12 protein-coding genes and 3 pseudogenes are annotated in these 16,159 nt (G+C 39.0%); 13 read left to right on the plus strand and 2 right to left on the minus strand.

What is annotated here, in order from left to right; translation table 11 throughout:
• The 3 genes from B3R91_RS00150 to B3R91_RS00160 all read left to right on the plus strand — a co-directional run.
• Positions 1 to 310, plus strand: a 310-nt coding sequence (locus B3R91_RS00150; RefSeq protein ID WP_286795692.1) for a hypothetical protein, incomplete at its 5' end; no start/stop codon positions are given.
• A 58-nt stretch (positions 311 to 368) separates the two neighbouring features.
• The gene (locus B3R91_RS00155) at positions 369 to 1,598 is read left to right on the plus strand and encodes a hypothetical protein (protein ID WP_286795694.1); all 1,230 of its coding nucleotides are present in this window, start codon (positions 369 to 371) and stop codon (positions 1,596 to 1,598) included.
• A 39-nt stretch (positions 1,599 to 1,637) separates the two neighbouring features.
• The gene (locus B3R91_RS00160; RefSeq protein WP_286795696.1) at positions 1,638 to 2,612 is read left to right on the plus strand and encodes a hypothetical protein; all 975 of its coding nucleotides are present in this window, start codon (positions 1,638 to 1,640) and stop codon (positions 2,610 to 2,612) included.
• Positions 2,613 to 2,842: 230 nt separating this feature from the next.
• Here B3R91_RS00160 and B3R91_RS13515 read toward each other — a convergent pair.
• A pseudogene (locus B3R91_RS13515) lies at positions 2,843 to 2,923 on the minus strand (IS5/IS1182 family transposase); the annotation flags it as partial.
• Positions 2,924 to 2,987: 64 nt separating this feature from the next.
• Here B3R91_RS13515 and B3R91_RS13520 point away from each other — a divergent pair.
• From B3R91_RS13520 to ssb, 10 genes and pseudogenes are all read left to right on the plus strand, one after another.
• Entirely contained in the window at positions 2,988 to 3,128 is a 141-nt protein-coding gene (locus B3R91_RS13520) for a transposase (RefSeq protein ID WP_414707468.1), read from the plus strand.
• Between the two features lie 328 nt (positions 3,129 to 3,456).
• Positions 3,457 to 3,819 (plus strand): integrase core domain-containing protein, encoded by a 363-nt coding sequence (locus B3R91_RS00165; RefSeq protein WP_286795698.1) that lies wholly within the window; start codon positions 3,457 to 3,459, stop codon positions 3,817 to 3,819.
• 90 nt (positions 3,820 to 3,909) lie between these two features.
• Complete coding sequence (locus B3R91_RS00170; RefSeq protein ID WP_286795699.1) at positions 3,910 to 7,203, plus strand: helicase-related protein; 3,294 nt, start codon at positions 3,910 to 3,912, stop codon at positions 7,201 to 7,203.
• Between the two features lie 16 nt (positions 7,204 to 7,219).
• On the plus strand, positions 7,220 to 9,052 hold the full coding sequence (gene drmB, locus B3R91_RS00175) for a DUF1998 domain-containing protein (protein ID WP_286795700.1): 1,833 nt from the start codon (positions 7,220 to 7,222) through the stop codon (positions 9,050 to 9,052).
• Positions 9,053 to 9,154: 102 nt separating this feature from the next.
• A complete protein-coding gene (locus B3R91_RS00180) occupies positions 9,155 to 10,357 on the plus strand; it encodes a 3'-5' exonuclease (RefSeq protein WP_286795702.1) in 1,203 nt (400 codons plus the stop codon).
• Positions 10,358 to 10,361: 4 nt separating this feature from the next.
• Positions 10,362 to 11,969: a hypothetical protein gene (locus B3R91_RS00185; protein WP_286795703.1), complete on the plus strand. Its 1,608-nt coding sequence runs from the start codon at positions 10,362 to 10,364 to the stop codon at positions 11,967 to 11,969.
• Between the two features lies 1 nt (position 11,970).
• On the plus strand, positions 11,971 to 13,602 hold the full coding sequence (locus tag B3R91_RS00190) for a nuclease-related domain-containing DEAD/DEAH box helicase (RefSeq protein ID WP_286795704.1): 1,632 nt from the start codon (positions 11,971 to 11,973) through the stop codon (positions 13,600 to 13,602).
• Positions 13,603 to 13,754: 152 nt separating this feature from the next.
• Positions 13,755 to 14,034, plus strand: a pseudogene (locus B3R91_RS00195) (IS3 family transposase); the annotation flags it as partial.
• A 141-nt stretch (positions 14,035 to 14,175) separates the two neighbouring features.
• Positions 14,176 to 15,045, plus strand: a pseudogene (locus tag B3R91_RS00200) (IS3 family transposase); the annotation flags it as partial.
• Between the two features lie 161 nt (positions 15,046 to 15,206).
• Positions 15,207 to 15,704 (plus strand): single-stranded DNA-binding protein, encoded by a 498-nt coding sequence (ssb, locus tag B3R91_RS00205; RefSeq protein WP_286795706.1) that lies wholly within the window; start codon positions 15,207 to 15,209, stop codon positions 15,702 to 15,704.
• A gap of 60 nt (positions 15,705 to 15,764) precedes the next feature.
• On the opposite strand, the gene B3R91_RS00210 is transcribed toward ssb, so the two are convergent.
• Complete coding sequence (locus tag B3R91_RS00210; RefSeq protein ID WP_286795707.1) at positions 15,765 to 16,052, minus strand: hypothetical protein; 288 nt, start codon at positions 16,050 to 16,052, stop codon at positions 15,765 to 15,767.
• Positions 16,053 to 16,159: the final 107 nt, after the last annotated feature.

A 16,159-nucleotide genomic window follows, 5' to 3' on the forward strand; every position in this document is an offset into this window, starting at 1 on the left:
AGGGGATGGTCGGATGCTTACGTCATTAATACTTATCGTCAAAAGGTCTCACTATCAATTTGATAGTGAGACCTTCTTTTTTGATCAGATAATACAAGAAGGGCTCAATGATCCATTTATTGTTCAGGCTATGGAAGCTAATACTTTAGATAGTTTTACAGAGTTTTTAGTGACTAGATTGCTCGATCTTTTTATGACATGTGTTTCAGGTAATGAAAAAATCTATAATATCTTTATAATGAATGAAGGTATTAAGTCTAAGGTAGCCGGACGTCTTGCTAGGCAGATGTATGAGCAGGAATCAGGTTGAAAGTCATTTCGTTTTTATATAGATTGAACCAGCTAGTAACAGATATTGGGGCTTTATTATGTATAGAATAGATTATAGCAGTTACGATAAATATGCGGATACATACGCTGTTAGAAATGAAGTAGCAGAAAAAGTAAAGGCGCTTCCTAACGATCTAAATGGATTACGCATTATATTTGAAGACTCATACAAAAATCATTTAAGCGACATGTTCGATAGGGCCTTAAGAAAAAAAGGTGATGCGGATGATGATAGTAATTTACAGTACTCATATGTTATTAAAATAGGATGGCATACACCATTTGAGATATTGTTTGAAGCTATGGGGATGGGTATAAGCACTGGCTTTAAAGGAAATGAAGTAGATGCTATGCATTATGAAAGCATCATTGGCGCTATGTTGACAGCCAAATATGGTAAACCTATTGGATTTAGGTTCGATAAGTTGCTTCAAGTAGCACAATTGATGCTCGAAAGTTATCCTAACTTTTATAATATATTTATTAGTGTTTGTTATTATTACGGTCATTACGAAGCACTAATTGCTCAAGATAAGAAAGGTAATTTAAGAAAAAAACAGATTGAAAGGAAAGCTAAGATAGAAGAAATTAACCATAACTTTAGTGAGATAATTGAGTTTTTATGCCCTAAGCTAAATGGTAGACTAGTTTTTCATAAAATTAATAATGAAAAACCAAGGTCAGATGAAGATTTGAAAAAAGCATTCTATCCGCTTAAGCTATTTACAGTGCTACTTGACAAAAACACTACTGAAATTGATCATGATTTAGCTGAACCAAATAGTAAAGAAATATTCGATCTTATAAAACATTACCTTAAGTTACGCTCGTATAATAACTTTCATTATAATTTTGACGGAATTAATGAAAGCATAATAATAAAAATACTTCATTTTCTTCATTGTTATTGTGACTTTGCATGCAAAAATGATTGGGGGTTATATACTAGGTCATATGATGATTCCTATGCCAATATAGAACTTGATAACTTTATAAAACTGGCCAATTTATTAGAGTTAAATGACTATATAGTCGACGGTATGTATGACGACAGAAATGATGAAAGCTTACATCTTAACTATACATTTGATGTACTAGATGAGTCAGATAGATATGGTGCTAAACATAAATTAAATCAGGCATTGCAATTCACTATCAGTCAATACGTATTTGAAGGTGGGTACGATCATGGTCGCTTAATGTATGATGGTAGATATCGTTTTGAGTCTGAATCTAAAGTTATTTCAGAAAATACTAATGATTATTAGATAAAAGTCACAGAAAATAAAATATATAGAGCTCTTTTTATGTCAAATATTTATTTTGCAACTATTGAAAAATCTAATGATACATTAGATGAAGAAAAAAAAGACCTAATTTTTTGTGGTCAGAAAGTTCATCTATTTAATCCGATTTTAAAAGAAACTATTATTATAGATGATAGCTCAATATCTAATGATAATAGAATGAACGATTGGTCTGTGACTTTCTTTAAAGATAGTATTTTTTCTCAGACACTTAAGTTAAGGGTTTTAAAGAAAGAGTTGTTCAAAGACAGTAAAGAGGCTAAAAATGTTACAGGATCAATCGTTTCAAAAATAGCGATATTTATGGATCTGGAAAAGTCTAACTTAGGAAATGAAGAGATATATTGTAAAAACGCTTCATGGTTTTTGCGTGGTTCTGAAACATTGAAAGAGGACGATTTTACTGCTCTACCTAATGAAAAGCGCCACATAGATGGACGTGGATTAGCTTTATTTTTTAATACCTCAGATATAAAAAATCCTAAGAGAAGAGTACTACTATTAATGCTCGCTGTAGCATATCACGAAGCTTTCCAACAGATTAATGAAAAGCTTGCTGAAGCTCTAGAGTATCCTGATGATGTTAAGAAAATTCAAGATCTATACGCTGAAGCATCCATTTTCAATGCAAGGTACTTTTTCTTTAATCCTATACAGCTTACAAAATATCCTACTTATAGATGTTGGCAAGACTTTTCTGAAGCTTATCAGTTGGCAATAAGATATCGTGAAACTAATGAACAACTTGAACAAGTTTATCGTATCTTAAGATATCAAAAGCAAGAAAAGGATGAAATTAATAAGCATGAACAATTGAAATTAAGACAAGAAGGGCAACATCAGCTCGAGCAAGCTAAACTAGAGCAGCAGAAAAATAGTGATAAGTTGAATTTTAAGATTGCGGCATTTGGCCTGATTTTATCACTTTTTGGTTTAGTCGAAGTTTTGGATACATTAGTAGGATGGTTTAACTGATTTAGCCATTTCTACATAGTGGAGCCCATCCCGAATTCTGTGTAAGTGCCATTTAGACTATATGCTTACTATAGCCAATTCAATATAAAAGTGGTTCGTTTAAATAGCGCTCTGCTGGAATAAATTTTCCTCGCTTGCTGTGCGCTTCGCACTCCAGAGGCTTCGCAAAATTTATTCCAGCAGTCCTATAACATTTCTAAATGAAATCTACTATAGGGCGTGTTGAACATTCATAATTTCAGCCAGATATAAGCATAAGCGAGAGCGTTTTCTATTAAGTGTCGTGCTTTGTATAAGTCCCAGTCCATATTGTAGTGGCATAATAAATTAGGACAGCACGTAAGAGGTTTATACTAACCCAAAGAGGAAAATAGTATGACCAACAAACGCAATCAATATACCCGAGAATTTAAATTAGAAGCCATCAGCTTAGTCACTGATCACAACCGCACCATACCTGACGTGGCCGATTCCTTAGGGATAGGTAAATCCACTCCACCTTGCATAAATGGCTGAGTCAATACCGTCAAGAAATGAGTGGCCAAGCGCCTAAAGTCGTCAACGCTTTAAAGGATGAACAGCGCGAGCTCCAAGATCTGCGTAAACAGGTTAAGCGGCTGACTATGGAGCGCTACATCTTAAATGAGGAGGGATAAAACGAAGCACTGCTTCGTCCCGACGCAAGACGAGAGCTATGCTCGAGTGAGGCTTCTGCTCTGCTGGCCTTGGACAGCCTGAACGGCTATCGCTAATCAGTCAGCTGGCAGAGCAATACAAACGTAAGCATCCGACCATCCCATCTTTCCCTCACTTAAAAAGCGTGCTGACCGCTAAAGCGTTACAGATGGCGTATCATACTATGCTCAAACCCAGTGATGTGTTGTTTCATTCTGACCAAGGAACCCATTACACTAGAAAGAAGCTTGCTGAATCCGTGGCAAGTTGTGAGGACATGACGCAAAGTATGAGCCGAAAAGGTAACTGTTGGGACAACGCGCCAACTGAGCGCTTCTTCAGAAGCTTGAAAACAGAATGGATGCCAAAGGGCGGTTATGAGAATATCGCTGAGGCTAAAAGTGCCATTATTGATTATATCTGGGGCTATTATCAGGTCGTAAGACCACACCGTTTTAACGATTATTTGTCACCGTTAGAAAAAGAGAAACGTTACTTTAATCAAAACCTCTTATTAGGTGTCCTAGATTAGTTGACTACTACAGTATTAATCATATAAAAATATGATAACAAAGCTTAAGACATTGTTATAAAAAATTTTAATTAAGACTAAGAAATATTTATGAATAAACAAGACTATACCAAATCCCGACTACGGGTAACCGACTGGCTAAGAAGTCAGCTGATAGGCCCAGCAACTGACATAAATAATGGTGACTTATCAGGTATTTCACCGCTTTCACGCTATCCCATTGGCGTGCTGTATCCGATTGACGCTAGTGGTGAGGGCATAGATCCTGCTTGTGAGGATAACGATGATGTGACCCTAGGTAAATCTAGTGAAGAGGATAAAGAGGAGGTATTTGTTAAGCGTCGTTATGTGCCGCCCTCATCGGTTGGGTTTTCATTTTTTATAGCAAATAGTGACTGGCAGCTGCAAATTGATGCCAGTGCTAGCCGCTATCAGTTAGCCGATCATCTACAGCTAACTGCGGACGGGCAGATTAAAAAAGAGGGACGATACGCATCAACAGAGGATTGGGCGTTCAATAGAGAGCAGCTAGGGGGTGATGGACAGACCGTTACTATTGATCATGAAGGCGAGTATCCTGTTTTTTTTGTGAATGAAGCGGGTAGTGTAAAACCGTTAGCGTTTATCAATGTCTTAGAGTATGACCATGATAGCGGCAAGATAATTACTATTTCTTTAGTCAATAAGCAAATAATTGAGGATGCCAATGCTGGTGATTATTACTGGCAGCGAGCGTTTAAGTCTTTATTTGAGGTGACGCTAGATTGTTATATTGAGCAAGGAGTTGTCGGTGAGTATCCTGATATTAGCTATCAAGATTTAAGCTTAGAGTATCAAGAGCTACATCTACAATATCAGCATAAAAAAGTTTACGCTATTGGTCATGGCGCAGCTGTTGACTGGCAGATAGCTGATAAACCTAATAATGATATAAAAAGCAGCACTATAATAAAAGATGCTGATGTAAATAATAGTATAGCGGCGCCACATATTTATACTGATTTTATGCCGACTTATGAGGTACCTATTGTCACAGCAGATATCGCTATAAATGCAAATTTTGATGTTTTATTGCTTAACAACTTAATCAATATCCAAGATAATCGACTACAAATCTGTGGTGCATTAGATGAATTTATTGATGGCTATCAACAGTGGATTAATACTCAAAGAGCCGATGTCAATAAATTCGATGACGCAAGGCGGCAAGTGGGTACTGGCATTATAGAGCGTATGGACGTGGCTAAAGAGCGCATGCGTCAAGGTGTACATTTACTCAAAAATGATAGCGTAGTTGCAGAAGCGTTTGGCTTAGCCAATCAAGCGATGAGAGAGCAGATGATACAGTCGGGCTATGATGTGCCTAAATGGCGACCTTTTCAGCTTGCTTTTGTATTATTAAGTCTAGCCTCATGTGTGGACGAAACAGACAATTACCGTCAAGAACTAGACTTGATTTGGTTTCCGACAGGCGGAGGCAAAACAGAGGCTTATTTAGCCGTTGCGGCTTTTGTTATTTTATGGCGTCGGCTTAGCTTTTCGGCGGTGTCAGCTGGTGGCACGGTCAGTATGATGCGCTATACTCTGCGATTACTGACTACTCAGCAGTTTATGCGCGCCTGTCGTCTTATTTGTGCTTTGGAGTTACTACGTTATCATTATCCAAAATTAGGCGAGGAGCGAATTAGCATTGGTCTATGGGTAGGGAGTAATAGTAGCCCCAATACCTTAAAACAAGCACAGGATATCGTTAACAAAATACAAGGTGGCAAGCGTGAAGAGATGAGTCAGTTTGTATTAACCTCATGTCCGTGGTGTCAAACCCCTTTTGACAATGTCACAAAAAATATAAAAATTGGTTTTAAAAGTTTTGATTTTCATTGTAGCAACTTACAATGTGCGTTTGGTGCTCAAAACATAGCCTTACCTTGCCAAGTGGTTGATGAAGTATTATATGTTAAACCGCCCACTTTATTAGTTGGAACCCTAGATAAGTTTGCTATGCTGGCTTGGAAACCTGAAACTCAAAGCTTTTTTGGACGTAATGGCAACCGCCCTCCTGAACTTATTATTCAAGATGAACTGCATCTCATATCTAGTGCATTAGGCTCTATTGCTGGCATTTATGAAGCGGCAATATCAACGGTGATTGAGCAAAAGCTCGTCTGTCCCAAGTATATTGCATCTACAGCGACGATAAAAGAGGCAAATACCCAAGTCAATAAGCTATTTGCTCAGCAGCCTGCTATTTTTCCGCCTGTCGGTATCAGTTCTGAAGATTCCTATTTTGCTAAAACAGTTGCGCTTGATGAGCAGCCAGGGCGCTTATATTTAGGTTATCTAGCGCCTATGCTCAGTCGACAAAGAAACTTGGCACCACTCGCCGCCGCGTTATTGATTGCTCCTCTTCTATTGTTTTCCAAGGATGCTGAGGCTGAGATACTGCTGGATGCTTGGTGGAGTATGCTCGTCTATCACAGCAGTTTAAAAGGCGTGGGCAATAGCCATAATAGTTTCAATATTTTAGTGAAAGAGCATTATGAGCGTCTAATGCAGGAGTATCAGCAGCAAAAAGGGCTTGATGATAAGCAGATTGAGCAAGATTATATTTGGCAGCTTATAAAAAACCGCTTGCCAAGCCGTCTTAATATCGCTCAATTGACTAGCAACTCAACCGCTCAGCAAAACGAGACCACTTTTTCAAGGTTGAAGTTTGAGCGCACAGATCCTGATAGTATCGATGTTGCGCTAGCAACCAACATGGTATCGGTAGGCTTGGATGTTAGCCGTATGTCACTTATGGTGGTTAACGGTCAGCCGATTACCACCGCTGAATATATTCAAGCCAGTAGTCGTGTTGGTCGCAGTCATGTTCCTGGAATTGTTATTACTAACTATTATCGTGATCAAAGCCGTAGCTTGTCACATTATGAGAATTTTCGTGCATATCATCAGTCATTTTATCGTTATGTAGAGCCAACCAGTGTGACCCCATACACTTATCAAGCACGCAAGCGCGCGTTACATGCTGGGCTGGTTATTGTTCTGCGCCATTCAATCCCCTTTATGTTAGCTGACAACGATGCGCGAAACTTCGATAAAAACGATGTGCAAATACAAGCAGTCGTTCAAACCTTTATTAATAGGTGTAGCGCCGCTGATCCTGAACGTCGCCAAGAGATTGAAGGTCATGTCAAGCAGATAGTTAATGAGTGGCATCAAATTGTGGCAACTGATATCGATAATAGTGTTTGTTATAGCGCATTAGACGATAGATCAAAACAAAGTCTATTGTACCGTCATGGTCAATCAGAAAGAGGTCAATGGGCAACGCTACAATCTATGCGTAATGTCGAAAATACTGGTCTGATGAAACTATTGTGAATATGAGTAATAAACTATGAATATGAATAACAAGCAGTATCAATATTTACCAATAAGATTGTCGCACTTGTTGACGCATTGTAGCGTAGGCGCAGTAGTACGAGGTCCTGACTATCTGATGATTGTCCAAGACATTAGCGAATGGATAGCATTAGATGGGACAGCGCCGCGTGAGATTATGTTTGTCGAACAAATTAAAGCCACTTTAGGCATTCAGCAGGCGCTTCGAGAGCCACCCATCGCCAAGCTTGATAAGCATGATCTACCAGATGGTACTTGTATTCCAGCCTCACGTTTTCCCAGTTGGATGGCTTGTGATAGCTGTGGTCTTATGCATGCTAGACCGTGGATTGACCAAAAAACAGATAAGCCTATCTGTCAAGGAGTCGTGAATAATCGACCTTGCAAAAAGCCATTAACGCAAGTGTCTTTAGTACTAGTACATAATGACGGTCATATTAACGACCTAGACTGGCACTATTTGGCACACAAAGATGCTAAAAATGCTAAACAAAAACAATGCGGGCGTGCATCTCTTACGCTTACCCTTAACAATAGAAGAGTGATTACATGCAATAAGTGCGGCGCAGAATCACGAGTAAATCCTGGAACAAAACTACCATATTTTGGCTGGAGTCAGCCTTGGATAGGTTATGCACCAGAGCTGCCGATAGAGGATTTGGGTGAAGTCATGGAGGTCAATGACACCCGTATTCATCGCGCTGTGACTATCAGTGCTTTGGTCATTCCTCCTGAATCGCGTATTGGGCGTCATAGTGTTGTGGCTCAGCTTTATAGTAATCAACCATTACGTGATACCCTAAATTTAAGAGGTAGCAATTTTCAAAGAGAATCAAGAAAAAAAAGCGTAGCCGAAAAGCTAGACTGTGACGTGGCGCAGTTAGAAGACGCTATTATTCAAATTGAAAATGGTTTTCCAAATATTGACACTAATATGACAACGTTAAAGCTATTAGAGGCAGAGTATCAAGCTATCTTAGAACCTATTGTTGATCTAAAAGAAGATGAAGACTTTGTCACTCATCACGTTAGCGATCAATGGCGTGAGTTTTTGCAGCACCGTAATAATACACTCAGCAAAAAACTTAATAGTCTAATTACAGATGTGATAGAGATTAGAAAATTAAAAGAAATCATGGTATTTAAAGGGTTTACTCGTGGCGGCACTATTGATGACGAGGTACCAACTATTGTGCCTCCAGCCATCGACAAAGAGATAGGTTGGCTACCTGCACTTGAGTTGTATGGAGAGGGTATCTTTATTAACTTTGATAACGATATTATCACGGAGTGGGAAAAAAACGCTAACGTGATGGCACGTACTGAAGTATTTAAATCTAGATTTGCTAAAGCAAATATTAAGTTTGATCCCAATATTATCATTACGCCAAGATTTATGTTTTTACACGCATTGTCGCATCTTTTAATCAAAGAGCTGGAGATTCAAGCAGGCTATCCCTCGGCATCTCTAAAAGAGCGTATATATGCGTCTATTAGCGACGATACTTCGATGGTGGGTATCTTAATCTATGTGGCTATTCCAGATGTGGACGGTACATTAGGTGGCCTGGCTGAGCTGGCCAAGCCTGAGCGCTTAGAGAAAATAATAAGTAAAGCATTTGAAAAAGCGCGCTGGTGTTCGCTAGATCCAGTCTGTGCCAGTCACGATGGACAGGGTGTTGGTTTATTAAATAAAGCCGCTTGCCATGCTTGTGAATTACTACCAGAAACCAGCTGTTTTTGTGGCAATATTTTACTGGATAGAATATTTGTTAAAGGCGATCATAACAGTTCAATGCCTTCAGTTTTAGATATGATAAAACTCTAGGATTTATTAAAAGCTCTAGGGTTATCGTTGCACATACTGACGCTTTTGACCCATAGAGCTGAATATAACTGTTTCATAACCAATACTATAAAAGGATTCCACATGGCTGCTAGAGTATTTACATTACCAGATATCGATGACTTAACCAAAGAGCAAGATGCTATTATTGATTTGCCGTTAGAAGGGCAGTACTTAATAGTCGGAGGGCCAGGCACAGGTAAGTCAGTAGTGGCCTTGATGAGAGCGCGTCGGTTGGCACGAGAACAACAGAAATATGTGTGTTTGGCTTATAATAAGACCCTGCTAAAGTCTAACGAACAACTATTCGGGAAAGGCTTACAAAGTAAACAGTGGCTATCATGGTTTATGAAAACCTACTTCTCATTAATAGGCAGTCGAGTACCCTGTATCGAAACAAAAAATGGCGGCTTTAAACCGATTGACTGGGACAACGTTAGCCATAACATCATTAGCTATATGGAGCAAGAGGCAGAGTCTGACACCGCTAAAGATGATGAGGCAATAGAGATAAGTAAAGACACACTGATTATTGATGAAGGGCAAGATATGCCGCCAAGCTTTTACACTAGCTTAGTCGAATTGGGCTATGAGAACTTTTTTGTGGTTGCAGATCAAAATCAACAGATAAACGAAGGGTGTAGTAGTATCAAAGAGCTACGCGCTGTGATGGTGTTGGAGCCAGAAGATGTATTTGAGCTGACGATTAATTGGCGTAACTCCTATGAGATAGCTGTATTTAGTCGGCACTTTTTTACTGATGAGGCGACACCTGCTCCTAATTTACCTGATCCTAATACCAGAGCAACGGGTGACTTGCCCACTCTGTATAGTTACCATGCCAATAATTTTGCCGCTATTGTTGAACGTATTTTAATTCAAGCCAAAGACCATGATCATAAGCTCATTGGTATTATTTGCCCCAATAATACTGTATTGAATGCTTATCTTGCCAAGTTAACTGAAAAGAAAAACAGTAATACTGCCTACCAGGATATTCCAATCGGTTATTATAACAATGGTCAGCCAGTATCGATTGACTTTGGTCAGGGAGGAATATTTATTCTAAATGCGCACTCATGCAAGGGGTTAGAATTTGATACGGTGTTTTTAGCGGATATAGATGATCATTATGCTCCTAGCAATACTGATGTACTCAAAAAGCGATTCTATGTAATGGCATCACGAGCCAGAGAAAAGCTGTTTTTATTAAGAAAAAACGGCAGTGATACCAAGACCATCAATGACATTTTGCCTAATGATAATTCGATTCTCAATAGGTGTTAGCACAATGGGGCAACAACTCGAACTATTTGATTTACCAAAGGATATTGCTATGACACAACAAAACATTACAGCCACATCTCAATCAATACCCAAAAAATGGTATTTTGTAACCAATCATCAAAACCTCCTCATGTATCTAATGATAGATATCATTACTCTGCTACAACCTTTAGGAAAAAAGTCATATCAAGATAGTTTGAGCTTTAATCCAGGTTATACCCCTATTTTTAGTAAAAAGCCGCCTAAATGGGTGGTTGATATGAGTATAAAAGAGCGAGATGACTTGATACCTGTGATTGTTGAGCTAAATCTGAGCCAGTACCAAGGACAGATACTAGCACGCTATCAGTCTCAGTTAGATAGTGTGGAGCATCAAGAATGGCAGAGTATATCAGCTACGCAAGCTTTTGCAAAAGATAACTATAGCCATGATGATATAGACCTAACTATGTTGTTGCTAGCAGAGCCTATAGCCGCTGGCACGATTATGGCTATCAAGTTAGCTAATAAAGAAGGTATCAAAAAAATCAAGGATAAGGTTTTAGATACCAATGGGGTGGATATTAGCTTATATCCATTGACCACACAGGCAACCTTGTTTAAGTTTAATAAAAATCAAGCGAAAAACTCTCTACCAACAGTGAGCATTAATAATGACATTAAGGCTATTAATTATAGCTTTGCCAATGCGATAACAGCTGTTTATGCCAGCTTAAATCTGCTTGCAAACGTTAACGAGCAAGCACTTCATGCGCTTTTGACTCTTTTACAAAGAAATGCAGCTGATATTAATCTGCCTTTATTAGATGACATTTTGAATGATTTTTGTCAATGGATTATCGATCCTAATTCAGAGGCGCATAATAAAGCGGGTCGATTATATATTGATATGATAGAAATTATCATTAGATCGTCTAATTTGTCTCAAGCCAAAAAATCTATCATTGAGCTGTTACAAAGTCAGATTGATCCTGCTAGCGCGCAGGTAGAAAGTCAACAGTTTGTCGATGACTTATCATCGATGCTAGGTCTAAAAGAAAAATCATTTGATGAGCTGATGACAACTTATACCAAATCATTTCATCGTATGCTATTAACTTTTTTCCATACCGATGGCATTGAGCGTTTTTTAGAGTCTGATAGCCATGATTTAACAGATAGCGAAAGCACACTTGCTATGATAATGATATCATCAAGTATAGGCTGGGCTAAGCTTCCAATAACTCTAAAAAACTACGCCAGTATGCATAAAGCTATCTCTTTATTATTAACTGATTTATGTTCCTCACAACGAAATACCAATCCATTAGCGCTGACACATTTTCCTATGCCAGTACGCTATTACCTAAAACAGTCTTGGAGTAAAAAACCAAAGCAAGCTGCTAAAATACTTATTGTAGATAAAAATTGGACCTGTTTGGACTATGAGGTAAGCCTACCTAATGGTCAATATGACATGAAGGCAACAGCCAATTTTTCAAAGTTTAAATCCAAACAGCCTATTAAAGTAGAAGAGGTGATCGATCAAAATGAGTTTTTAGCTTTGATGACTGGGCTGAACTATATCGATAGCAAGGTTGAGCAGCTTATGCGTCGTGCGCTTGGTATTTGATATGAAAATGGTACCGAACACAGCTTATCCCAGTACTAGCAAGGCTGAATTAAAAATATTTGAACGTTTATCTGAGGCATTTAAGTTATTAGGTGATGAGTCTTATTATGCGCTACATTCTTTAAACTTAACACATCATGAGTATAAGAGATTTGGTGAAATAGATTTTTTATTGGTATGTCCTTACGGTATTTATGTACTTGAAATAAAGGGCGGGCGAGTCTCTTGTAGTGATGGTAAGTGGCATTTTACGGATCGTCTGAATAATACAGATAGTCGGTTTGAGAGCCCATTTCGTCAGGCACAAACAGCACTACATGGTATTTATGACAAACTAAAAGATAACTTACCTGTAGCAGTGATAGAGCAGTTTGTCATAGGTTACGGTGTAGTATTACCAGAATGTCATTTGTCTAGTATCGGTGCTGAGTGGGATGTAGAAATATTATGTGAATCGCAATCTTGTCGTCATTTAGAGGCGTGGTTAAAAAAATTATTTACTTATTGGATGCAAAAAGATAGTAAGCCGCTTGCGGATAAGCAGGCAGTTGTACAAGTGGTTGACTATTTGCGACCTAGTTTTGATTCATTAATGGATACCGCGCAACGGCTCGATGACAGCACTCATAGTAGTGCTAGATTAGCAGATACACAAATGCAGCTGAGCGCTATCATGGTTGCTAATCCGAAGGTGATTTGCTCTGGTGGCGCTGGTACTGGTAAGACGTCTATGGCAATATATCTGGCAATGCATTGGGCGAGCTTAGGTTATAAAACCGCACTAGTTTGCTTTTCGCCTTGGTTGCAAGGCTATTTGCGTCGCCAGCATATGCACCCAAACTTAATAATTCAAACCGCGCGAAGTCTTGAGTCTATGATGAGTCGCAAGCCCCTTAGTATCAAAATATTAATCGTTGATGAAGCGCACGATTTAATGACGGATGAAGCCTTTAAATTCTTTGATAGGCTATTGGAGGGTGGATTGAAACAAGGTCGCTGGTATCTTTTTATGGACATCAACCATCAAAGTGGTCTTTGTGGACAAACGAATATAAGTGTATTAGAGAGTTTTCAATGTCATAACCCTGTACAAATTCCACTAACAACCAATTATCGTTATACGACGCAAATTTTGCAAACAATAAAAGAGCGATTAAATGCAGATATGGGAGTCACTGGTGCAGCGAATGGCCTGCCAGTTATTGAACAACAATTTAACGATATAGATGAGTTGATTGGACAGGTAGGTCGGGATATTGACAAGTTGGTTCACAGCCAAATGATCGATCCTTATCAAATTACTATTTTGTTATCATCAAACTGGCTATCGTCAAGCATGACTTACAGTGAAAGTCTTAATGACTGTAGTGATATATACAGTGGTATTGAACGACAGGTCTTATCTAAACTGTCAAAGATATGTCCTATTATTCGGGTTGATAGCTACTCTATTACTACCTTTCCTCCTAAAAGCATAAGCCTATTGAAAGTGTCAGAATTTAAAGGCCTGGAAAATGACGTTGTTTTTTTTCTAGGCCAATATAATGAATTCGAGAATAGACAAAATGAGGCTTATGTTGCTATGAGTCGAGCTAAGTCCTTATTATATGTGTATGAGATAATAAATAAGTGATGATGTATTAAAAAGTATGCTGAAGAAACTGTAAGATCAAACTTGGTAAACTAATGAACCGCCCCGGTATTGTCGGAGACTTAACATTCTGAGAGAATACGACAATGAAAACATGACACTACACTCCTGAGATCAAAGAACGCGCTGTTCGTATGCTGATTGAAGCGGCAGGTGACTATCCCTCTACATGGTTAGCTATCCAAGCCATTGCACCTAAGATTGGTTGCACGCCTGAAACCTTACGATCATGGCATAAAAAGCACATAGATCAAACTATTCCTGCCTCAGTGCAAGCCCAAAGCCAAGAGCAACGTATTAAAGAGCTCAAGCAAGCCAACCAGGTTATACGCAAGGCTGCTACTTTTTTCGACCAAGCGGAGCTCGACCGCTAACTAAAATCATGATTCAATTCATTGAAGATAATAAATACTTGGTAGTGTTCTAAAAAGTATGCTGGCGGGAAAATCTCATAAAAGATCCGTGCTTCTTTCTCTGGTTTTGCAAGGCTTTCAAAGCATTAAAAGTTGTTCAAATTTTAAGCAGCATACTTTTTGATACACCACCAAATACTTTTATGGGGTCGAGCTTATCTGTCGAGTACTACCTATTGCCTCATCAACTTATTATCGCGCTAAAGATTTAAGTAACAACCCATACAAGCGCTCACTGCGCAGTCAGTATGAGGACTTCTATATCAACGAGATCAGACGTATCTGGCAGGACAGTAAATGCCGTTATGGTGTGCGTAAGGTTTGGCAGCAGATGAAAGCGGATGGCAATAATATAGCTCGCTGTACTGTCGAGCGTTTAATGAGACAGCATGGCTTACAAGGGGTTTGGCGTGGCAAAGACAAGATTGCCACCAACAGCCGTGATGATCAAAAGCGTGCTGATGACCTAGTCAATCGCAACTTTAATGCCCATCGTCCTAATCAGCTTTGGGTTGCAGATTTTACTTATATCAAGACGACAAGCGGCTGGGTGTATACCGCTTTTATCATTGATGTGTTTGCTCGCGCTATTGTGGGCTGGAAAGTATCCAATCGCATGAACACCGATATGGTGATGGCCGCGCTCAATCAAGCGATAACAGATAGGAATAATCCTAAAGAAGCGATTCATCATAGCGATCGAGGGGTTCAGTACTTATCTATTCGCTATATCGATAAGATGACGGACTCTGGCGTGATTGCTTCTGTTGGTACAACAGGCGATTCATACGACAATGCATGGGCTGAAACGTTCAATGAGCTTTACAAGTCTGAGGTGATTCATTATTTAAAGCAGAACTGGACTGGCATTAACGATGTTGAACTGGCGACCCTTGAATGGGTGGATTGGTTTAATAAAACCCGTTTGCATAGCACGATTGGATATGTGTCACCCTTTGAGTTTGAAAAGCGGTACTATGATAATTTAATCCTGTCAGGCATTGCTGCCTGACTCAAGTAAATCAGCCTCCGATATAGTCGGGGCGGTTCATTAGGTTAGTAAAGATTGAACCTGATGAGTCTTTGATAGAGCAAGCAAGGAAGCGTGTGAAGATGTCTCGCAACTACTACAATGTATTATTTAAATACTTATCAGACTAAAAGAGAAATATTATGCGCGGAGTCAATAAAGTCATCATAATCGGAAACCTCGGTGCAGATCCAGAGGCACGTCAATTTAATAACGGCGGTAGTGTTACCAATATATCAGTAGCGACCTCTGAGCAATGGACTGATAAACAAAGTGGCGAAAAAAGAGAAGCGACCGAATGGCATCGTGTTTCACTATTCAATCGTTTAGGTGAAATCGCCGCTCAGTATTTGCGTAAAGGTAGCAAGGTCTATATTGAGGGTAGCTTACGCACTCGTAAGTACCAGGCGCCTGACGGTAGCGACCGTTATGCGACTGAAATTCGCGCTGACCAGATGCAGATGCTAGATAGTAATGACGATAACAATAAACAAATCAGTCATCCGGACCGTCAAAAACCTCAGAACGACCAACAAACACCCAACAATAAAATAAATAAAAACAATATTAATCAGGGACTTCCACCTGGGCCAGTAGACGACGATATTCCCTTCGCTCCTCACTTTGACGGTCAATTTTAAATTTTTGTAAACAACCATCAAAACGTTTGAAGGGCTTGTAGTTGTAATCGTCGGTGTACCCTAGATTCTTTCTAACTGCAATTTAGGAAATACATACACAAAATCAAACAGTGACTCAATAGCTGAAGCAATTAAATGAATAGCGCTTAGAAAATGAATGGTTAGCTTATCATGCCGTGTTGCAATAGCACGGTATTGCTTTATTTTTGCAAAGAATTTTTCTATAAGTATTATAGGTTCTAGTCGATTGTATTTATAGGAAGTAATATCGTTACCTTGTACCGCTTTGATGTGTTCAAGGAGTCGGGCATCAGCATTATCAGCTCTGTTGACCAGTAACTCCGCCAAGCATAAGATACTAATCAAATAGAATTAAGCTGTCTGACTCAAGTAAATCTGTTTCGGATACACTTGGGATGGTTACCGTTCAATTAATTTTTTAGAAAAAAACTTAA

Origin of the sequence: Psychrobacter sp. UBA6291 (assembly GCF_002439405.1) — a bacterium.
Taxonomy (GTDB): Bacteria; Pseudomonadota; Gammaproteobacteria; order Pseudomonadales; family Moraxellaceae; genus Psychrobacter; species Psychrobacter faecalis.